The sequence below is a fragment of the Idiomarina sp. ST20R2A10 genome (genome assembly GCF_051842345.1).
GTDB lineage: Bacteria > Pseudomonadota > Gammaproteobacteria > Enterobacterales > Alteromonadaceae > Idiomarina > Idiomarina loihiensis.
In genome coordinates, this window is sequence record NZ_JBNIEY010000006.1 from 92,045 (window position 1) to 112,111 (window position 20,067).

Annotated in this window: 16 protein-coding genes; 10 read left to right on the forward strand and 6 right to left on the reverse strand. The window is 47.6% G+C overall.

Annotated elements, in window-relative coordinates; genetic code table 11:
- Positions 1-34: 34 nt before the first annotated feature.
- From argC to argH, 5 genes are read left to right on the forward strand one after another with little or no spacing between them, the layout of a single operon-like run.
- Positions 35-1,060 (forward strand): N-acetyl-gamma-glutamyl-phosphate reductase, encoded by a 1,026-nt coding sequence (argC, locus tag ACP7H9_RS10185; protein WP_439222713.1) that lies wholly within the window; start codon positions 35-37, stop codon positions 1,058-1,060.
- Positions 1,057-1,788 carry an acetylglutamate kinase gene (gene argB / locus ACP7H9_RS10190; RefSeq protein ID WP_439222714.1) on the forward strand — a complete coding sequence of 244 codons (732 nt, stop codon included), beginning with the start codon at positions 1,057-1,059 and terminating at the stop codon, positions 1,786-1,788. The genes argC and argB overlap by 4 nt, the downstream gene beginning before the upstream one ends.
- A 2-nt stretch (positions 1,789-1,790) precedes the next feature.
- The gene (locus ACP7H9_RS10195; RefSeq protein ID WP_439222715.1) at positions 1,791-2,741 is read left to right on the forward strand and encodes an ornithine carbamoyltransferase; all 951 of its coding nucleotides are present in this window, start codon (positions 1,791-1,793) and stop codon (positions 2,739-2,741) included.
- Positions 2,738-3,949 carry an argininosuccinate synthase gene (locus ACP7H9_RS10200; protein ID WP_439222716.1) on the forward strand — a complete coding sequence of 404 codons (1,212 nt, stop codon included), beginning with the start codon at positions 2,738-2,740 and terminating at the stop codon, positions 3,947-3,949. Before ACP7H9_RS10195 ends, ACP7H9_RS10200 begins: the two co-directional genes overlap by 4 nt.
- Positions 3,950-3,952: 3 nt before the next feature.
- Entirely contained in the window at positions 3,953-5,815 is a 1,863-nt protein-coding gene (gene argH / locus ACP7H9_RS10205; RefSeq protein WP_439222717.1) for an argininosuccinate lyase, read from the forward strand.
- Here argH and ACP7H9_RS10210 read toward each other — a convergent pair.
- Positions 5,799-6,650 (reverse strand): MBL fold metallo-hydrolase, encoded by an 852-nt coding sequence (locus tag ACP7H9_RS10210; RefSeq protein WP_439222718.1) that lies wholly within the window; start codon positions 6,648-6,650, stop codon positions 5,799-5,801. The genes argH and ACP7H9_RS10210 overlap by 17 nt on opposite strands.
- A 197-nt stretch (positions 6,651-6,847) precedes the next feature.
- Here ACP7H9_RS10210 and ACP7H9_RS10215 point away from each other — a divergent pair, with 197 nt between their 5' ends.
- Both ACP7H9_RS10215 and ACP7H9_RS10220 read left to right on the forward strand, forming a co-directional pair.
- Complete coding sequence (locus ACP7H9_RS10215) at positions 6,848-8,419, forward strand: hypothetical protein (protein ID WP_439222719.1); 1,572 nt, start codon at positions 6,848-6,850, stop codon at positions 8,417-8,419.
- A gap of 73 nt (positions 8,420-8,492) precedes the next feature.
- The gene (locus ACP7H9_RS10220) at positions 8,493-11,198 is read left to right on the forward strand and encodes a TonB-dependent receptor domain-containing protein (protein WP_439222720.1); all 2,706 of its coding nucleotides are present in this window, start codon (positions 8,493-8,495) and stop codon (positions 11,196-11,198) included.
- A 242-nt stretch (positions 11,199-11,440) separates the two neighbouring features.
- On the opposite strand, the gene ACP7H9_RS10225 is transcribed toward ACP7H9_RS10220, so the two are convergent.
- Positions 11,441-12,328: a mechanosensitive ion channel family protein gene (locus ACP7H9_RS10225; RefSeq protein WP_034818312.1), complete on the reverse strand. Its 888-nt coding sequence runs from the start codon at positions 12,326-12,328 to the stop codon at positions 11,441-11,443.
- 101 nt (positions 12,329-12,429) lie between these two features.
- Here ACP7H9_RS10225 and ACP7H9_RS10230 point away from each other — a divergent pair, with 101 nt between their 5' ends.
- Positions 12,430-14,022: an ABC-F family ATPase gene (locus tag ACP7H9_RS10230; protein ID WP_439222736.1), complete on the forward strand. Its 1,593-nt coding sequence runs from the start codon at positions 12,430-12,432 to the stop codon at positions 14,020-14,022.
- Here ACP7H9_RS10230 and ACP7H9_RS10235 read toward each other — a convergent pair.
- Genes ACP7H9_RS10235 through ACP7H9_RS10245 form a run of 3 tightly spaced genes read right to left on the reverse strand, consistent with a single transcriptional unit; the run spans position 14,019 to position 16,011 of the window.
- Positions 14,019-14,684, reverse strand: a complete 666-nt coding sequence (locus ACP7H9_RS10235; protein WP_114981946.1) for a glutathione S-transferase family protein — start codon at positions 14,682-14,684, stop codon at positions 14,019-14,021. The two genes, ACP7H9_RS10230 and ACP7H9_RS10235, sit on opposite strands and share 4 nt — an antisense overlap.
- 9 nt (positions 14,685-14,693) lie before the next feature.
- A complete protein-coding gene (locus ACP7H9_RS10240) occupies positions 14,694-15,311 on the reverse strand; it encodes a glutathione S-transferase family protein (protein WP_439222721.1) in 618 nt (205 codons plus the stop codon).
- A gap of 49 nt (positions 15,312-15,360) precedes the next feature.
- Positions 15,361-16,011, reverse strand: coding sequence for a DUF1707 SHOCT-like domain-containing protein (locus ACP7H9_RS10245; RefSeq protein WP_417439272.1), 651 nt, complete (start codon positions 16,009-16,011; stop codon positions 15,361-15,363).
- Positions 16,012-16,241: 230 nt separating this feature from the next.
- Here ACP7H9_RS10245 and ACP7H9_RS10250 point away from each other — a divergent pair, with 230 nt between their 5' ends.
- Positions 16,242-17,822 carry an amidohydrolase family protein gene (locus ACP7H9_RS10250; protein ID WP_439222722.1) on the forward strand — a complete coding sequence of 527 codons (1,581 nt, stop codon included), beginning with the start codon at positions 16,242-16,244 and terminating at the stop codon, positions 17,820-17,822.
- A gap of 68 nt (positions 17,823-17,890) precedes the next feature.
- Here the strand turns inward: ACP7H9_RS10250 and ACP7H9_RS10255 are convergent, their stop codons facing one another.
- Positions 17,891-18,886, reverse strand: coding sequence for a YeiH family protein (locus tag ACP7H9_RS10255; protein WP_011233881.1), 996 nt, complete (start codon positions 18,884-18,886; stop codon positions 17,891-17,893).
- Positions 18,887-18,983: 97 nt separating this feature from the next.
- Here ACP7H9_RS10255 and ACP7H9_RS10260 point away from each other — a divergent pair, with 97 nt between their 5' ends.
- Entirely contained in the window at positions 18,984-19,856 is an 873-nt protein-coding gene (locus ACP7H9_RS10260) for a LysR family transcriptional regulator (RefSeq protein WP_011233882.1), read from the forward strand.
- Positions 19,857-20,067 lie beyond the last annotated feature (211 nt).

Sequence of the window (20,067 nt, forward strand, 5' to 3'; positions counted from 1 at the left end):
TTTTTACTCAGAAACAGCAACAGGTTTTTGTCGCATGCAGTATACAGCAGCGCAGTCTCAGTCAGTCGCAATAATCGGAGCCAGCGGTTACGTCGGCGTCGAACTAACCCGCTTGGTGCAACAACATCCGGCGCTTAGTCTTTTTGGTTGTTATGTCTCTGAGCATAGCAGTGATGCAGGCTCGTTGTTGAGTGATTTACACCCCCAACATGCACATTCAGTGAAACTTCCTTTGCAGGGCTTATCCAGCTATGAAAAAGAGCTCATTAAAAGTTCAGCTGACACTGTGTTCTTGTGTACTGATCATGGCGTGAGTGTGGAGCTGGCGCCTGAGTTTCTGGCTGCCGGTTTGAAAGTCATCGACCTGTCCGGTGGCTTTCGTTTAAACGCAACTGAAGATTACCCTTCATTTTACGGATTTGAGCATCAGCAGGACTCTTGGCTACAACAGGCGGTTTATGGGCTGGCGGAATGGTATCCGCAAGAAATAGCCGCCGCGCAGTTAGTTGCTGTGCCCGGATGTTACCCAACTGCAGCCCTAATGGCGTTGCTTCCGGTAAAGCAAGCCGGTTTACTCAGTGACAATAAAATTATTATTAATGCGGTATCCGGCGTTACCGGTGCTGGTCGCAAAGCCGCGCTGACGAGTCATGGTGCGGAACTCTCTTTGCAAGCGTATGGGTTATTTGAGCATCGCCATACTCCGGAAATTGCTCAACAGTTACAGCACGAAGTTTTATTCACTCCGCATTTAGCGCAGTTTCCGCGCGGTATTCTGGCAACTTTATACGCTGAACTTAATGATGACGTTAGCGACGCTGATCTAGATAGAGCTTATCAATGCTATGCGGAGCAGCCTTTGGTTCGTTTTGAAAAACAAGCGCGGCCAGCCATTAAAAATGTGGTGCAGCAAGCCTTTGTGGATATTGGCTGGCACCGGCAGGGCAACCAGCTTATTGCTTTTTCGGCCATTGATAACTTGCTAAAAGGTGCTGCCAGCCAGGCCATTCAGTGTGTGAACCTGCAGCTTGGCTTAGCACTTGAAGAGGGGTTGATATGAGAGTGATTAAGCTGGGCGGCAGCATACTTGAGCAACCCGAAGAAATGAAAGCGCTGTTTGAGTCTCTGGTCGATACACAAAATAAAACGGTCATTGTGCACGGCGGCGGGGCTTTGGCTCAGCAATGGCTGTCTGCCGCAGGCTTAAAAAGCGAAAAGCATGAAGGGCTCAGAGTCAGTCCTGAACAACACATGCCATACATAGTGGGTGCTTTGGCGGGTTGTGCGAATAAGCAGCTGATGTCTCAGGCAATAGCTACAGGTATAAGGCCCATTGGCTTAACTCTGCATGAGGCTGGTATTTCTTGTCGGCGGCAATCCGCCGAGCTGGGGCAGGTGGGCACTTGTGAGTTATTTGAGTCAGGGTTAATTACTAATCTGCTCAAATGCGGTTACCTGCCATTAATCAGCTCTATTGGCTTCGGCAAAAAAGGTGACTGGTTTAACGTTAACGCCGATGACGCCGCCGTAGCCGTCGCTGCAAACTACGATGCCGATTTATTGCTTTTGACCGACGTTGAAGGCGTGCTCGACAGCGAGGGCAGACTGATAGAGCAGCTGAACACCCGCAGCATTGATGAGCTGACAAAAGCCGGTGTGATTCAGAACGGTATGTTGGTAAAAGTCCGCGGCGCGCTGGAAGCGGCCAGACACTTGCGACGATCTGTGCGAATAGGCAGTTGGAATGCAGTTAATAAACCCGATTCAGGTACACAGATTAGTGAGTAAGTATGATGAAACATTGTTTATCCGGGCTGGAGTTAACTCCGGCTAACACTTTGCAGTTATTGGCTTTAGCGCAAGAGCAAAAAGCACACCCCGAAAAATACCGCCAAACGCTTGCAGGCCGCAGCGTTGTCACTCTGTTTGAAAAGCCGAGTCTGCGTACGCGCCTGTCTTTTGATATTGGTCTGCAAAAATTGGGTGGTCATGCGGTTTATTTGAATGAGCAAGGAAAGGGCATGGGCGTGCGTGAAAGCGTTGCTGATTATGCCCGCAATTTATCCTGCTGGGCCGATGCTATTGTTGCACGGGTTATGTCGCACAACACCTTACAGGAGCTGGCTCAGCACGCCTCAGTACCGGTAGTTAACAGCTTGTGTGACCGGTTCCACCCGTGTCAGGCGTTGGCCGATTTTTTAACGCTGCAGGAGCACTACGGCAAGGTGAAAGGTCTGAAGTTGGTATATCTGGGCGATGGCAACAATGTCTCGCACTCGCTGATGCTGACTGCCGCCGCACTGGGTGCAAGCTGTACTATTATTTGCCCGCCCGGGCATGAACCCGACACCGATCTTGTCAGCAAAGCTAAAAAACAAGCTGAAGAAAGTGGTGCTGACATTGTGGTTACCCACGATATTGCCGCTGTGGCAGGTGCTGATGCGCTCTATACCGACACCTGGGTGTCGATGGGCGATGATAAACCGCTGAGTGAAGTACGCGACACCTTCCAGCCCTACCAAATCAATTCGCAGCTGGTCGAGCACAGCGGTGCCACTTCGGTGTTGCACTGTCAGCCAGCGCATCGGGGCTACGAAATTACCTCCGATGTAATGGACGGCCCGCTGTCGCGCTGTTTTCAGCAGGCTGAGAACCGTCTGTATGCGCAAAATGCCTTATTAACTTTATTATTGAACCCCACGGCAGCCGCACTGCCAGAATTTATGGAGAAAGCCTCATGAGCAATGTAAAAAAAGTGGTACTGGCCTATTCTGGTGGCCTGGATACCTCGGCGATTGTGCCGTGGTTAAAAGAAAACTATGGCTGTGAAGTGGTGGCCTTTGTGGCTGACGTTGGGCAGGGAGCAGAAGAGCTGGAAGGCGTTGAGGAAAAGGCCAAAGCTTCAGGTGCTTCCGAATGTCATGTGGTGGACTTAAAAGACGAATTCGTTAAAAACTATGTGTATCCGACCCTGAAAACCGGCGCAATTTATGAAGGCACTTACTTATTGGGCACCGCTATGGCGCGGCCGATAATTGCCAAAGCTCAGGTTGAAGTGGCGCGTAAAGTCGGTGCTGACGCACTGTCTCACGGTTGTACTGGTAAAGGTAACGATCAGGTGCGGTTTGAGTCTTGTTATGCGGCCTTAGCACCAGACTTACAAGTGATTGCGCCCTGGCGGGAATGGGAGTTAAGCAGCCGGGAGTCTTTGCTGGATTATCTGGCGGAACGTAATATTCCCTGTTCAGCTTCAGCGACCAAAATCTACAGCCGCGACGCTAACGCCTGGCATATTTCGCACGAAGGTGGCGAACTTGAAGACCCCTGGTGCGAGCCTACCGAGAAGGTCTGGACTATGACGGCATCGCCGGAGCAGGCACCGGACAAACCCGAATACCTTTCTGTTACGGTGGAAAACGGTGAAATCGTGGCGGTGAATAACCAGGCGCTGTCGCCTTTTGAAAGCTTGAGTGTTTTAAATGACGTTGCTGCTAAGCACGGTGTTGGCCGCGTGGATATTGTGGAGAACCGTCTGGTGGGAATGAAAAGCCGCGGTTGTTATGAAACCCCGGGCGGTACCGTGATGATGGCAGCGTTGCAGGCTATTGATGAACTGGTGCTGGACAAAGTCAGTCGTAGCTGGAAAACTCAGTTGAGCGAGCAGTTTGCGCAATTATTGTACGATGGTCGCTGGTTTACCCCTTTGCAGCAATCGGTTATGTCTGCGGCACAGTCGTTATGCGCAACAGCCAGTGGAGAGGTGGTTCTGAAGCTTTATAAAGGCTCGGTAACCGCGGTACAGAAACGTTCGCCGCACAGCTTGTACAGTGAGGATTTTGCTACCTTTGGTGCCGATGAGGTTTACAACCAGGCACACGCCGAAGGCTTTATCCGGCTGTTCTCTCTTCCGAGCCGGATTGCGGCGCTGCAAAAACAACAAAAGGGATAGGTTATGGCGTTATGGGGCGGACGTTTTGCGGCAGGGCCCGATGCCGCGTTTCAGCAGTTTAATGACTCGTTACCCTTTGACTATGTGCTGGCGGAGCAGGATATTACCGGCTCTAAAGCCTGGGCCAACGCCCTGCAAAAAGTTGGGGTGCTCAGTGCTGAAGAGTGCGAACAGTTACAACAGGCACTTGACGAACTTTTAGGTGAAGTGCGTTCTGACCCTGCGGCTGTTGCTGTCGGCGGTGATGAAGACATTCACTCGTTTGTTGAGGCGGCACTGATAGCCAAGGTCGGTGACTTAGCCAAAAAACTCCATACCGGGCGTAGCCGTAACGATCAGGTCGCGACCGACTTGCGATTATGGTGTCGTCAGCAGTCAGAAGTTTTGCAACAGGCGTTGCAGCAAACCCAGCAGGCATTGCTGGGTTTAGCTGAGCGCGAACAGGGCACGGTTATACCCGGCTATACCCACTTGCAACGAGCCCAGCCGGTATTGCTGGCGCATTGGTGTTTAGCTTATGTAGAAATGCTGCAGCGCGACAGCGAACGTTTAGAGGATGCCGTAACGCGCCTGAATAAAAGTCCGCTGGGTTGCGGGGCTTTGGCGGGAACGGCGTATCCGGTGGACCGTGAAGCCATTGCCAGCGAGCTGGGCTTTAGCCAGGCGACGCGCAACAGTCTAGATTCCGTTTCCGACCGTGACTTTGTGGTGGAACTTTTGAGCACGGCATCGTTATCTATGCTGCATTTGTCGCGTCTGGCGGAAGATCTCATCTTCTATAATTCCGGCGAGGCTGGCTTTATTGAGCTGGCAGACAATGTGACCTCGGGTTCTTCGTTAATGCCGCAAAAGAAAAACCCCGATGCGCTGGAACTGGTACGTGGCAAAAGCGGCCGCGTGGTGGGCTCGCTAACTGGGTTGATGATGACCTTAAAGTCTCTGCCGCTGGCTTACAACAAAGACATGCAGGAAGACAAAGAAGGTTTATTTGACGCCTTTACCACCTGGCAGGCCTCGCTGGCTATGGTGACTTCCAGTCTGCATGGGTTAACCGTGAACCATGATGTTTGCCGTAAAGCAGCGCAGGGCGGTTATGCGAATGCTACCGAGCTTGCGGACTATCTGGTGTCCAAAGGCGTTCCTTTCCGTCAGGCACACCATAATGTGGGCGAGTTAGTGCAGCAGGCTATTCAGGCTCAAAAACCGCTGGAAGATATGCCGCTGGAGGCGTTTCAGGCGGTTGTTCCGGTTATTGAGCAGGATGTTTATGAGTGGCTGACGCTGGATGCCTTACTGGAAAAGCGCTGTGCACTGGGCGGTACCTCACCGCAGCGCGTAAACGAAGCATTAAAGAGCGCTCAACAGCAGCAGAAAATTCGCATTAGGGATGCTAACCTCGGTGACATTGGAGCAATTCTGGATTTAGTTCAGCACTGGGCCGGAGCAGGGGAAAACTTACCGCGGGCCAAGGACGACATCGTACATTCAATTAATGAGTTTGCGGTGACCGAAGTGGACGGCAAAGTGATGGGTTGTGCGTCGCTTTACATCTATACCACTGGCCTTGCCGAAATCCGCTCGCTGGGTGTCCATCCGCATACGGAAGTTCGCGGGCAGGGTCGCATGCTGGTGTCTTATTTATTGAAAAAGGCGCGGTTACTGCAATTGAACCGGGTCATTGTGCTGACCCGGGTACCGGACTTTTTTGAGCAGCAAGGTTTTAGTCATTGTTCTAAAGACAGCTTGCCGGAAAAAGTCATGAAGGACTGCGAATTATGCCCAAGGCTGGCCAACTGCGATGAGCTGGCCATGGACTTTCACCTTCAACCACCGGACGAACGGCTAATCTTTAGTACAGCGTTGTGATCCAGCGTTCTTCGTTAATAAAGGACCAGCTCCAGCCGTCCCATTTATCGCTAAGACCCTTGGTTTTTGCTTCATCAAGGGTCATTCCCTGTTGTTTCATGGTATCAACTTCGGCTTTGGTCTCTTTAAGCATGGTTAGAAAGCCCTGGTAATCTTGTTTGTTAGCTAACGGACCGTGGCCCGGAATGATCACCGTGTCGTCATTAATGCGACTTAATAACTCTTCAACGTTGGCAATGTAGCCGTCAACGTCACCACCGCTCTTCAGGTCAATAAAAGGGAAGCGTTCATTAAAAAATAAGTCACCGGGGTGCAGAACATTAGCGTCTTCAAACCATACTGCGCTGTCACCGTCGGTGTGGCCTGCAGGCAAATAAAACACACGAACGGTGTCATTGTTTAAGTGGAAGGTAAGGGTTGAATCAAAGGTAATGGCTGGAAGGCCGGCTGCGTTGAAATCGCTATCCTGACTCAAGCGTTCTCGCACATGGTCATGAGCATAAATAGTTGAGTTCTGATTATTGGCAAACCAACTATTAGAACCTACATGGTCGCCGTGGAAGTGAGTGTTCAGAATATAACGAACCTCTTCACCACTCAGCTCCTTAATTTTGGCGGCAATTTTTTCTGCTACCTGAGTGTATTGATCATCAACCAGGAATACGCCGTCATCGCCGGATGACATCAGCATGTTGCCGCCAGCGCCTGTGAGCATATAAATATTATCGGCGACTTCGTTGTGCTCGACGATAACCTCTTCGGATTGATAGGCCGCTGCTGGTAAAGCAAGTACAGACAAAGTCGTCAGTACACAACTGAGTAATAATTTACGCATGGGGTTTCCTTTTTGGTTTTTCATTATTGATATAGGTTACTTATTCAACAAGCGCAAAGATCAAAACTAAATAGCTAGGTTACGAAATGGTGAATATTTTGTGACACTTTTATGTTGTCACAATCTTGTCATGCAAGCGTCTTAGTCTTCTTCCGACTTAAATCATAACTGGATAAAATCCAAGTCGGGAGAACCCAATGAAATTTAATACCTTATTCAAAATCTCTGCAGTAACGACAGCTTTATTTTTGGCCGGTTGCGGCGGCGACATTAATGTTACACCAACGGTCAATAATGGCGGCGGTGCTGACGGTGGCACTGGTGGTGACGGTGGTAACGCTGTTGCCTGCGCAAGCTACGGTGATGTGGAAGGTACCTACGACGGTCAAGACTGTACCTATGATGAAAACTTCGCCAGTGCGACCATCGAAATTGATGAAGATATTACTTTTGAAGAATTGCCTGACGGCGGTGTGCACGTATTTGAAGGCGCGCTGCAAATTGGTGTCGATTGCGACACGACGACAAGTTGTGAAATTAACCAGAATGGCCCGGTTATGACCGTTGAGCCAGGTGCTACATTGGCCTTTACCTCTGGTGAAGCCATTATTCAGGTTGCTCGCGGCGCGCAGCTAAATGCTGTTGGTACTTTCGACAAGCCAATTACATTTACCTCAGCTAACGCATTTGACCGTCTGAACGTATCTGGCGACGCGCCACGTTATGCAGACTGGGGCGGTATCATCATCAACGGTAACGGCATTACCAACCAGTGTACTGATGCACAGCGCGATGGTGGTACTTGTAACGTAGAGTCTGAAGGTATTGTGAGTTATTACGGCGGTAATGATAACACTGACGACAGTGGTTCAATTAAATATGCAAAAATTTGGTACGCCGGTTCAGGCCCTCGTGATGGTGGCCCCGGAGATGATTTAAACTCTTTAACTCTGAATGCTGTCGGTTCTGGTTCATCTTATGAGTTTATTCACATTCATCAGGGTTTCGATGACGGTATTGAGTTCTTCGGAGGGAAAGCGGATGTTAAAAACGTGGTTTTCACCGATACTCAGGATGACTCAATGGACATCGATGCTGGTTGGCAAGGCCGTGCACAGTTCCTGTTTATTAAACACGGTACAGTGACGGTAGATGGCAATACTAACTACATGGGTAACGGCGGATTTGAAGCCGACGGTGAGAAAAATAACGGTCCAGACTACAGCCAGGCACCAACATCAGCGCCGACCATTGCTAACGTAACTATTATCACCACTGATGGTAAATCTGTACGTGATAACGATCCATCTATTGCCACTAAGTTTGATGATAACTTCCAGGGTCAAATGTATAACGTCCTGAAAGTTAAAGAGAATGGTACTGCTGACGACGGTTGTATCTTCTTTACTTCAGACGGTGAAGCGGGCGTAGATAACGGCGAGCTGGACTTCTACAGCTCAGTTTTAGCCTGTACTAACAACTTCGTAAATACCGGTGATAACACTTTCGCCGATGGTGAAACCTACTCAGCCTGGTACCCGAACGGCGGTGTAAACGAAATTCTTGATGGTTCGGCTACTGTTCTGAATGATGACGGTATCTCTACGGATATGACTTCTTCTATCACTATCGCGGCGAATGACTTAACAGCATTGAACGATGACTTCTTTACTCCGGTTGACTTCATCGGCGCACTGTCTGACGACGATACAAGTTCTGAGTGGTACCAGTGGGTTGAAACTGCTGTAGCTGCTGCTGAAACGGACTAATTTGAGTTGGAATGCGAATGAATAGGCGCAACGGTGTTGCGCCTATTTTCCGATTTTATTGCAGGAGTTGGTTATGAAAAATCAATACAAACTCAAACCTGTTGCTTTAGCGGTTGGACTGGGGTTGTTTGCCTCTGCGCCGGCAGCTTTGGCTCAGCAAGCCGATGAAGCAGACGTTGAACGCGAATCGACGATTGAAGAAGTGGTTACCACCGGCAGTCGTTTGCAGGGTAGTGCCGCGGCTGTTGTTCAGGAACGTAAAAATCAGGCTTTTGTGGCTGATATTCTGGGTGCCGAGCAGTTGTCCCGCTCTGGCGACAGCGACGCGGCCTCGGCTTTACGCCGGGTGACCGGTTTAACCCTGGTCGATGGTAAATTTATTTATGTGCGCGGTTTAGGCGAGCGTTATTCAAGTGCCCGTATTAATGGTGCCAGCATTCCCAGCCCGGATTTAACCCGTAACGTCATTCCTTTGGATATTATCCCATCAACTATTATTGAAAGCATGGCAGTGCAAAAGGTGTTTTCACCTTCAATGCCGGCGGCTTTTGGTGGCGGTAATATTGATATTCGTACGCGTTCTTTGCCTGACGACTTTGTTTTTAGTCTTGAAGCGGGTGTTGGCATGAATAGCAACGCAGACGAAGGTTATACCTATAACCGGGACGACAGCGGTATTCCGGCAGGCATAAAAGACGCAATTGGCCGCTACCAGGGTGACTTTAGTCTACGTAATATTGTTAATACCGACGGTCTGACCGGTTCTGGAAATAGTGCGGGTAATCAGGCTCGGGCAATAAATGCGTCGCTGGCTAAACAGTTACCACGAGACATGGTGCTGAAGAAAGAATCTTTAGACCCTAACATGGACTTTAAAGCCACCTTAGGTAATAGCTTTGACGAGTCATTTTTCGGTGGAACTATAGGCGTGTTAGCCGCGGCTTCCTACGATAATGACTGGGATGTTTCTGAGCGCAAAAATGCGGTTATCAGTAACAACGCAACAGCTGATTGCTCAACTTCTCTGGCGACGGTCGAAGACATCTCTAAGTCTTGTTACAACACCTTTGAAGAAACCACAGTAACGACAGAAACGGAACGTCTGAACGGCTTTTTCACTGCGGGTTATGAATTAGATACACACAGTGTCAGTTATACCAAAATTTATCTTGAAGACTCGGAAGATGAATCGGAGTTTGGTATCAAGCAAAGCCCGAACGGTAGTAACCTGAAAACTATAGTTGGAACCGGTATCGCTAACCGCGAGCACGAATTCAAATACGAAGAGCGTGTCTTAAACGTTGATCAGTTCCGCGGCCAACATACTCTTATGGACTATTGGGGCATTGGTTTCGACTGGCAGTATACGGAATCAAAAGCGGAAACGGATATCCCTACCGAAGTTTCGTATCGTTTTGACGATATTTATGACACCGAGGGTAACTTCTCTGAAACTCGCGTAACGGGCGATGACAACCGTGCTATTTTCCAGTTTGTTGATATGGAAGATAACGTTAAGTCTTACGGCGGTAACCTGTCATTACCACTTGCATTTTCTGGAATAGAGCTTGAGCTAAAAGCAGGCTATGACTTTGTTGATAAAGCGCGTTATTACAGTACCAGTCGCTTTAGTCTGGACAATGCATCGGGTTCGCGTTTGTCAGTGCTGGACGACTTAGATGACGTGTTAGGTGTCACGGGTTATTTGACGGATGATGTTATTGATGACAACGATTTCCGTATTTCTTTCCGTGAACCCGGTGCGCCAAATGCGGATGACTATCTGGCCGCTCAGAAAATTGATGCATATTATGGTGAGTTCGACGCGATATTTGACAACACATGGCGTGTAAGCGGTGGTGTTCGTTATGAAGACTTTAAACAGGTCTCTCTGGCAACATCGAGCTTAATTTTTAGTGAGAAGGATTTAAATAACTACTTTAACCCTGAACGGGTGCTTGAAGGTACCATTTCTGAAGATGACGTTTACACAGCTTTATCGTTGACTTATATGGCCAGCGACAATTATCAGTTGCGTTTTGGTTACGGCGAAACTGTTGTTCGTCCAGATTTGCGTGAAACTGTGCCGGTGGCTTACTACGATCCGGTAACTGATATTCGTACTTTCGGAACGGCAGGCTTGGAAAGCAGCGACTTGCGTAACTACGATGCGCGTTTTGAATATTATGCGGATAACGGTGACAACTACACTATTGCAGCTTTCTATAAGGACATAGAAAACCCCATTGAGTCAGTACTTCAGGTGGGCGATGAAGATTACACCTTAAGTTACGTTAATGGTGAGTCAGCTGAAGTCTATGGTGTTGAGTTTGAATGGCTACACGACTTAGGTTATCTGGCGAACGGTTTCTTTACCTCTGGTAACTTAACCTGGAGTGACTCTGAAGCCTCGATTGATCCGGCATTAGCGGGTAACTTAACCAACCGGACTAAGCGTATGACTGGACACTCTGAGTACGTTGCCAACTTCCAGTTGAACTACGACTCAGCTAACGGTGAACATGCTACTTCGTTGGTCTATAACGTATTTGGTGAGCGTATCTTAGCGGCTGGTATTGGTGGACGTGAGGACGCTTATGAGCAACCCTTCCATTCACTGGACTTGGTTTATAACTATTATCCGAGCTTTAATTCTAAAATCGGCTTAAAAGTTAAGAACCTGCTGGGCGAAGATCAGGAAGTGACTCAGTCGGATATTCTGGTTCGTAGTAAAGAAGTTGGAACCGTCGTTAGCTTGAGTTACAGCTACGAGTTCTAAGTAGTCCGATGTTTACATCAGGTGAAATGCTTGAAGTCATTATCTGATGTTGAGCATTCGGCTACGGAGAGGAATAGTGGTAGAGGGCGCGCCTGACGGTTGCAGTGGACTATTGAGGAGGTGTGCAGCGCCATGGATGGCGCTGCACAAGCCCTACAGGGATGTATTTACGGGCGTCCTCCTCAATAGTCCCTGCGGCCCCAGCGCCCGCTACATTCACCTCACCTGAGGTGAACCTCAGGCTACGTCATCTTTATCTCTAGCGGCTTTAACGTATCTAAATGCACGTCGCGTTGAGGGAAGGCGATAACAATATCGTTCTCGGCGAAAAGCTTATCCAGCTTAAAACGAATATCAGACTGTACCCGGCGAATATCCATAGGGGCTTCTACCTCGGTCCAGAACAGTAAGTTGAAGGTTAAACTGTTATCACCAAAGTCGTCGAAGAAAACCTCAAAAGGTAAGCGTTGAACAATTTTCTCGTGTTGGCTGGCGGCTTCCATCATCAATTCGCGGACTCTGTCTATCGGCGAGCCATAAGCAACGCCCACGGTGACTGTGCTGCGTATTTCAGTGGATATCAGCGTCCAGTTCACTACGCGCTGTTCCAGAAAGTAGCTGTTTGGTACCAGCACATGCACACCGTCGAAACGTTTGATGCGAACGCAGCGGTTACCAATTTCTTCAATACGACCGCGTTCGTTCTCCAGCTCTACAATGTCACCGATGCGAATGGGGCGTTCGGCAATTAATATCATGCCGGAAATTAGGTTGTTGAGCAGGTTCTGGGCACCAAAACCGACACCAATAGCTAATGCACCACCCAGGACCGCGAATATGGTAATAGGGATGCCAGCGACCGGTAGGGCAATAAGCACAATAAGTACATAGGCCAGAAACGAGAATAGCTTACGAAAGGCGTAAATGGTGTTCTGAGAGGCATGGCCGGATTTTAAGGCGCGTTTGACCAGGCTGGAACCTATCCAGCGTATGACAATGACGCCGACAATAATCAGCGTAATAGCGATAATTACCTGACTGAGATATATCTGCGCATCTCCGGTTTTCCACAACTCGACATTCCAGATTCTATTTAAACCTGAAGAGATGTCTGTCCAGGACATTTGCATAATCTATTTACCTATTATAATGAATCTTTCTTTGTAATTTACGCGAAAAACACGTACATTGCGCGCTCAATTTTTACCCTATGATCCTGGATGTTGACTACGTGATTTCTGCTGCAAATATCACCATGCAATTTGGTGCAAAGCCTCTTTTTGAAAATATTTCTGTTAAATTCGGCAACGGTAACCGCTATGGCCTGATAGGCGCTAATGGCTGCGGTAAGTCGACCTTTATGCGTATATTAAGTGGTGAGCAGGAGCCTTCGTCTGGCAATGTGTCGCTCGAACCTAATATTCGCATCGGTAAGTTGCGTCAGGATCAATTTGCTTACGAAGACTACAGTGTCGTTGATGCCGTTATTATGGGTCACGAGGAGCTGTGGGCGGTAAAAGAAGAGCGGGACCGCATTTACAGCAGTGGCGAAATGAGCGAAGAAGACGGCATGCGCGTGGCCGATCTGGAAACCGAATTTGCTGAAATGGACGGTTATACCGCTGAATCCCGTGCCGGTGAATTGCTGTTGGGTCTGGGTATACCAGTAGAGCAACACTTTGGCTTAATGTCTGCGCTGGCGCCGGGTGTAAAAATTCGGGTGTTACTGGCGCAGGTACTGTTTTCTGAGCCGGATATTATGTTGCTGGACGAACCGACCAACAACCTGGACATTAACACCATTCGCTGGCTGGAAGGCGTATTAGCCGAAAAGCAAAGCACCATGATTATTATTTCGCACGACCGTCACTTTTTGAACACGGTTTGTACGCACATGGCAGACATTGACTACGGTGAGCTGCGTGTGTATCCGGGCAACTACGACGAATACATGTTTGCCGCCACTCAGGCGCGTGAACAGTTAATGAGCGATAACGCCAAGAAAAAAGAGAAAATTGCCGAGCTGCAGAGCTTTGTCAGCCGTTTCTCGGCGAATGCGTCCAAAGCCAAGCAGGCAACTTCGCGTCAAAAGCAAATGGAAAAGATTCAGCTGGACGAGGTTAAAGCGTCCAGTCGGGTTAATCCGTACATTCGTTTTACCCAGGAAAAGAAACTCTACCGGTTAGCGCTTGAAACCGAGAACGTGCGTAAGAGCTTCGAAGACGAAGCGGTCTTAAAAGGCCTGAGTACCTCGATAGAAGTGGGTGAAAAAGTCGCTATTATTGGTGCCAACGGTATTGGTAAAACGACCTTGCTGAAATGTTTGATGGGCGAGTACACTCCGGACTCAGGCAGCATCAAATGGTCTGAAAATGCGGCGATAGGTTACTACGCGCAGGATCACGCCCACTGGTTTAAACAGGATATGACCGTTTACGAGTGGATGTATCAGTGGAAAAAACCGGGTGACGACGAGCAGGCTATTCGGGGTGTGTTGGGCCGTATGCTGTTCTCTTCTGATGACATTCAAAAGCCGGTATCGATTTTGTCTGGTGGTGAAAAAGGCCGGATGATTTTCGGTAAACTGATTTTGCAGCGCCCGAACATTCTGGTGATGGACGAACCGACTAACCACCTGGATATGGAGTCAATAGAGTCGCTGAACCTGGCACTGGAGCAGTTTGAAGGCACTTTGTTGTTTGTCAGCCATGACCGCGAGTTCGTCTCGACTCTGGCTACTCGTATTATCGAAATTACCGACAAAGGCTTACGTGACTTTGCCGGCAGTTACGATGAATATCTGGCGCAGTTGGCTGCGGCTTAACGCTGCACCATTTTCTGGGCGCTCTTGACCAGTTCGTCAGGATCGCCCATTCGCTCCGGCTTTGTTACGCCGCGTTGGCAGGCTGGGCGCTCACTGATGGTGTTCATCCAGCGCTTCAGGTTTTCTAAGCCATCAAGGCTAACACCAGACCAGTCGTGGGTACGCACCCAACACCAGTTGGCAATATCCGCTAACGAGAAGTTATCACCCGCTAAGTATTCAGACTCGCCTAACCGTGTGTTCAGCACTTCAAACAGCCGACGGCTTTCATTCTGATAGCGCTCAATGGCTGAGGGCAGCTTCTCCGGGAAATACCGATAGAAGACATTAGCTTGTCCCATCATAGGACCAATGCCACCCATCTGAAACATCAGCCACTGGATCATACGTGAACGTTCTTTCGGGTCTTTAGGATTAAGCTTGTCGTAGGTTTCAGCCAGATACAGCATAATGGCACCGGACTCAAACACCGCGAAATCATCGTTATTTTTATCGACAATCACCGGAATACGGCCGTTAGGGTTCATTTTCAGAAACTCTGGGCGTTTTTGCTCATTTTCCTGCAACTGCACATGGTGCAGTTTATAGTCCAGCCCCATTTCTTCTAGTGTGACCGTGGCTTTATAACCATTGGGGGTTGCTGAGGTGTAGAGTTCAATCATGTTTATTCCTTAAACCTCTGATGAGTCGCGCTGTTTCATACGCTCGTACCAGGCTTTTAGATTAGGCCAGCGGTCATCGACACGCAGCTGAATCACCTTGGCAAAATCGACCGTACAGAAAGCATTAATATCGGCGGCCGTGAAACGTTCAAGTGCAACAAACTGGTGGTCGGCTAAGTGTTTTTCCAGAAAGTCGAAAAAGGTCAGGGTTGCTGCGTGATTCGCCTCACCCCACTCTTTAATCGGTGTCATCCGGTGTTTGAAGTAGTCGGTAGTGTGCTGAAAACACATACCAATTGGAGTAAATAAATAGAAGTCTATCCAGCGCGTCCACTGTTCGACAATGGCTTGCTCTTCGGCGGTAGTGCCTAATAAGGCTTCAGAGTTCGGGTAGGCGGCTTCAAAGTATCGACAAATAGCCATGGTTTCGCCAATACAGGTACCGTTATCCAGTTCCAGCACCGGCACTTTCTTCATCGGGTTTTTGCGTTCAAATTCTGGTGTTAAGTTTTCACCTTTTGCCAGGTCAATTTCAATGCATTCGACCTTATTCAGTAATCCTTTTTCCGCAAGGAACATCCGCACCCGCCGAGGGTTGGGTGCTTTTGCCATTTCATAGAGTTTCATGGAGCTAACTCCCTGTTACATTAAGTGTTAGCTTCAATTTACTCTGACTTCACCGAGATTGAAAGGTGCCCTTTAAGCTATTAGCAAAGGCTACAAACTTCTCTTTTATGGTGCGTTTGACTTTCACTTCAACTGAGCCAAGCAACTGGAAGCCTTCAATTCGTATATGCGGAGCTTGTTTCAGGTTGCCCATTGAGGGCGCTTTATTTTCGGTGGAGCCAAGAACACTAAAGACGTTGGTGCTAATGGTAATTTCTTCAGGGACAAAAACTTCAAGACTTGAAAGCCCGCCAATAATTTTGATAGTGACGTCCGGGTGTTGAAAAACGGCATCGGTAAAGTCCAGTTCTACAGAGCCTAGCAGAGAGTAGATGGTGATTTCACGCGGCACTGTCCACACGCCACAGCGCTCATTAGAAGACAGTATGGATATCACCTTTTCGGTTGGTTGAATGCGTCCTTCGCCATAATGTGGTGAGAATTTCTGCTCTTTCATGCTGTCGTATGAGGTGTCGGGCTTCAGCTCCAGGTCTTCTACCAAATCGGAAAGCTGGCTATGTTCAGTTGCATCCATGGCTTGATCAAGCCGGCGTTCAAAAGCTTCTTCAGATAATTCACCGTGGCCGTAGTTCATTACCAACTGGTCAATCGTCTCTTCGCGGACTTTTTCCATTGGACGGTCTTCAAATTTTACACTCATGATGTTTCCTTGTTGTTCTTATCTTCTTATTATGGACAACAAGGCAATTCTTAGGCCAGAAATAATTTATATATTAATCAATACCTTACAGTTTCTGTAAAATCTATTTTTGTTCCTGTAACTAAATATTGGGAAAAACGACCAATTCATACCAGATCAGTTGATCTTCTGCGAGTTATTAACTTAACTAAAACTTCAGAATAATCAGGTTACTTCAAACGGATACGGCCATGAGTAAACTACCTTTCGTTGTTGATGCCCATACCCACCTTTTTAACGCTCGTTATGTGCCTTTGCAGGGGATTCTCGAAAGTTGGGGAATTTGGAAAATACCGGCAAAGTTAATTAGCAAACTGGCCTATTCCTTAACCGCCAGTTCCACGCTAAAAGAGCGGCTGGAATCGTTTTCAGTGGCGTCGAAGAAAGGCGCGACTGAAAAAATCTGCAATGAGTTTGCCCATCTGGTTTGTATTGAGATAGAGCACTATTTACTGGAAGAAGGCAATAGCGACCCGGAGTTAGCCGAAGCCTATCAGGAGCAATTCATTAACAGCGAGCTGTACTCGGTTCTGAAAGAAATACACCAGTATTACGGTGACAGTGAATCAGCTCAGGAACTTGAGTTAGATTACATAAAAACGAAATGGACTTTCAAAGCAGAGACTCAGGTTCAGGATAAAATATCGGGCTGGTTCTCTGGCATTCACAAAATGATTGAACGAATGCTGCGTAAGTCACTGGAGTTTCTGGAAGACGCTGCGGACAAAATAGATTTTGTCCTGAATATGCTTCGCAGTGAAGTCGGGATACTTAAGCGGTTAAAAGGCTATTACGACAACTTCTCGGAACGTTATGTGCTTTTTCATTACATGATGGATATGGCTTATCCGTTCGACGATAACCCCAAGTACGATTTTTATGATCAGCAGTTAGAACGCATGACAGCGTTAGAGAATTTTTCGGATGGAATAGTCCTTGGCTTCTCCGCTTTTGACCCCTTACGTTTTGTCTCTCAATCTCCCTCTGACCGCGTGCTTCATGATGCTATAGAAAGATCACTAGAACATGGCAAGGCAGGGTTCAAGTTTTATCCTCCTATGGGTTACAAGCCTGCAGGCAACGAACCTAACGTAGAACGAGTTGTCGATTACTTTCTGGATTTTTGTGTGGAGTACTCCATTCCGGTTTTCACTCACTGCACTCCGGAAGGCTTTCAAGCCTATAAAGGCTCGGGCTTGAATTCAGACCCGGATTATTGGGAACAGGCGCTGACAAAGAATAAGCAGAGAGAAACCATGAGATTATGCTTTGGCCATGCCGGTGGCGGAAAGCGGAAAATGAACGGTCGCTGGGTTAAGGGGTGGCTGTCGGATACGGAAGATGAATGGAATGACCTGAATAACTACGCTCGTAAAGTTGTTGAGCTGTGTCGGCGCTACCAGCATGTCTATTGTGATTTGTCCTACTTGCACGAAATTGTCGGTAGCGAAAAGGCGCAGGCAAGCCTGGCTAAACGACTTGAGATAGAGCTAACGCGTGAACCGACTACCGACAAACCTTTTAAACTGGCCGATAAAATGATGTACGGTAGCGACTGGCATATGGTGTCTATGGTTAATGATATTGAAAGGTACTTCGGGCAGATAAAAGCGATTTTTGAAATGCAAAAAATGCAGCTTTTTGCCGATAGGTTTTATTTCAAAAATGCGCTTAAGTACGTTGATTTAGAGGCTTACATTGCACGTGCGGAGAATGTCTTTAGTCAGGATTACATTGCACGGCTTAAAGAGATTAGAACGCACTTGATGTAGCCTGACGCTAATGCGTCAGGTGAGATAGTTAATTAGCTATAGAAAGTCTATGAGAAAAGACGTGATTACTAGGCGAACTGAGCTAACAGGTAACCGGTAATGAACAGACTCACAAAAAGCAGGGCGGCGAGTGCAAATGCTTTTGCGCCGCCTTGTTTGATGACGCTGATGTGTGTGAGCATGCCTAAAGCGGTCATTGCAATACACAGTAAATAAGTGGCAGCTGCTGTGAATGCTGTCGTCACGTCGTCCGGTATCCAGTTCAGTGAGTTGATGATAATAGCGCCAATGAATAGAAAAGCGAACCAAGGAACGGAGACTTTATTATCACCACTTTCTTTGTCTGAACCTTTTGACTTTTGTCTCATCCATACTGCAAATGTTAATAACACAGGTACTAATAAAACCACTCTAAGCATTTTTTCCAATACCGCCATGTGTGCCGCGTTTGAGCTAACTGAGTCGCCGGCGACAACTACTTGTGCAACTTCATGGACGGAAACGCCCACCCATAAGCCATACTGGGCCTCGTTGATATCGAAAAATTGAAACACTAATGGCATAAGCAGCATAGAAAGCGTGCCAAATACAACTACGGTGCTGATAGCGGTTATTACTTTGTGAGGTTTGGCTTTAATGATTGGTTCCATCGCAGCAACGGCTGCTGCACCGCAAATAGCGCTGCCCACGGCAACTAAAATCGCTTGCTCTTTATCAAGCTTAAACAGCTTGGTTCCGGCCCAAATACCGACAAACAGAATAACTGATACCATGGTAACCGCGCTGAATAGACCGTAAATACCAACCTGAGATAAGGCTTGTAAAGTAATATTGAAACCGTATAAGACAATGGCAACTCGTAATATTGATCCTTTAGCGATATTTAATCCAGGAGCGAGCGGTTCTTTGCAACGTGCCGGTAATATATGGCTGACCAGAATCCCAACGCCAATGCTGATTAATAGCGGAGAAACAGACTGAATAGCTGGAAGCCATAGATGGAGCTCCACAACACCTATTGCTAATACAACCGCTGCAATGAGCCCTACGATAGGATGGTTCATGGTTATGCCTTGTATTGATTCTTGTATTTAGGCTGGAGTATAGTGCAATCAATATTAATTAAAATTTAATAAAACTTTATAAAGTTAAAATATATTTATGATTAATTTGCGCCAACTTCAAGTGTTTAAAACCATTGCGGAAACCAGCGGTTTCACTGCGGCCAGTGTGCAGCTAAATATGACCACATCTGCGGTATCTATTAACCTAAAGGATATTGAACAGCAGCTGGGCACTCGGTTGGTGATGCGGGAAAGAGGACGAAAGCATCGTTCACACAAGGTTGAACTCACTGTTGCTGGTATGTGGCTGTACGAGCGAGCCCAAAAAATGCTATCGCTTAGTGACAGCACCGAACGATACTTTGAACAGTTACACAGTAATCGACGGGAAACGTTAAACATAGGTGCCAGTCAGACTGTCGGTAATTATTGGTTGCCGGCTTATATCAATGTGCTAAAACAACAACGTTCCGAGCTCAAAATTAATGTTTATATTGGTAATACCGATGAAATACTCAGCCGAGTTGAGTCGTTTCAGGACGAGATAGGGCTGGTTGAAGGTCCAAGTTCACGCGACGACTTACTCACTAAGCCGTTTAAGGAAGACAGCATGACGCTAGTTGCGCCGCCCGATGACAATGGTAAAGCGTTGGAAGTACAGCCTTGGCTTATTCGGGAAAAAGGCTCTGCCACTCGCCGGCTTACTGAAAAACTTTGGGCTAAGCTTGGCATTAAGCCAGCGAACGTTATTGAATTGAATACCAATGAAAGCATTATTCATTCGGTGGCATCAGGTATTGGAGTTGCCTACGTTCCTAGTATCACAACACCACTTATGTTGGAAGCTGGGTTAGTTAGAGCTTTGCCGACAGAAGGCACGCATCATCGCACCTTATATTATGTGACTCATCGAGACTTGTCCTTTTCAATGGCGTGGATAGAGCGGGTCATAGCTGAGAAAGCCTTATAAGTCATTTATTCCTGGACGAATATTCCGGGAGCTTGCTTTAAATTTTTAACGGGCTATGATGGATTCAGTTGTTAAGAGGACATCATGTTTAAGTCTAACTATTCAATACAGAGCACCGCTCTCACCTTTCCAAATTAAGCCGGACGCGCCTTAAGCGTCCGGCAAGTCTGTCTGTTATTCCCTTTAAATAATTTATGTTCAGTTCGGTTGG

Excerpts from the sequence above, each read along its gene's own strand:
- ACP7H9_RS10235 (WP_114981946.1), bottom strand. The coding sequence starts at position 14,684 with ATGATTGAACTCTACACCTCAGCAACCCCCAATGGTTATAAAGCCACG.
- ACP7H9_RS10200 (WP_439222716.1), top strand. The coding sequence starts at position 2,738 with ATGAGCAATGTAAAAAAAGTGGTACTGGCCTATTCTGGTGGCCTGGAT.
- ACP7H9_RS10260 (WP_011233882.1), top strand. The coding sequence starts at position 18,984 with ATGATTAATTTGCGCCAACTTCAAGTGTTTAAAACCATTGCGGAAACC.
- argB (WP_439222714.1), top strand. The coding sequence starts at position 1,057 with ATGAGAGTGATTAAGCTGGGCGGCAGCATACTTGAGCAACCCGAAGAA.
- ACP7H9_RS10250 (WP_439222722.1), top strand. The coding sequence starts at position 16,242 with ATGAGTAAACTACCTTTCGTTGTTGATGCCCATACCCACCTTTTTAAC.
- ACP7H9_RS10210 (WP_439222718.1), bottom strand. The coding sequence starts at position 6,650 with ATGCGTAAATTATTACTCAGTTGTGTACTGACGACTTTGTCTGTACTT.
- argH (WP_439222717.1), top strand. The coding sequence starts at position 3,953 with ATGGCGTTATGGGGCGGACGTTTTGCGGCAGGGCCCGATGCCGCGTTT.
- ACP7H9_RS10255 (WP_011233881.1), bottom strand. The coding sequence starts at position 18,886 with ATGAACCATCCTATCGTAGGGCTCATTGCAGCGGTTGTATTAGCAATA.
- ACP7H9_RS10240 (WP_439222721.1), bottom strand. The coding sequence starts at position 15,311 with ATGAAACTCTATGAAATGGCAAAAGCACCCAACCCTCGGCGGGTGCGG.
- ACP7H9_RS10220 (WP_439222720.1), top strand. The coding sequence starts at position 8,493 with ATGAAAAATCAATACAAACTCAAACCTGTTGCTTTAGCGGTTGGACTG.
- ACP7H9_RS10245 (WP_417439272.1), bottom strand. The coding sequence starts at position 16,011 with ATGAGTGTAAAATTTGAAGACCGTCCAATGGAAAAAGTCCGCGAAGAG.
- argC (WP_439222713.1), top strand. The coding sequence starts at position 35 with ATGCAGTATACAGCAGCGCAGTCTCAGTCAGTCGCAATAATCGGAGCC.
- ACP7H9_RS10215 (WP_439222719.1), top strand. The coding sequence starts at position 6,848 with ATGAAATTTAATACCTTATTCAAAATCTCTGCAGTAACGACAGCTTTA.
- ACP7H9_RS10195 (WP_439222715.1), top strand. The coding sequence starts at position 1,791 with ATGATGAAACATTGTTTATCCGGGCTGGAGTTAACTCCGGCTAACACT.
- ACP7H9_RS10225 (WP_034818312.1), bottom strand. The coding sequence starts at position 12,328 with ATGCAAATGTCCTGGACAGACATCTCTTCAGGTTTAAATAGAATCTGG.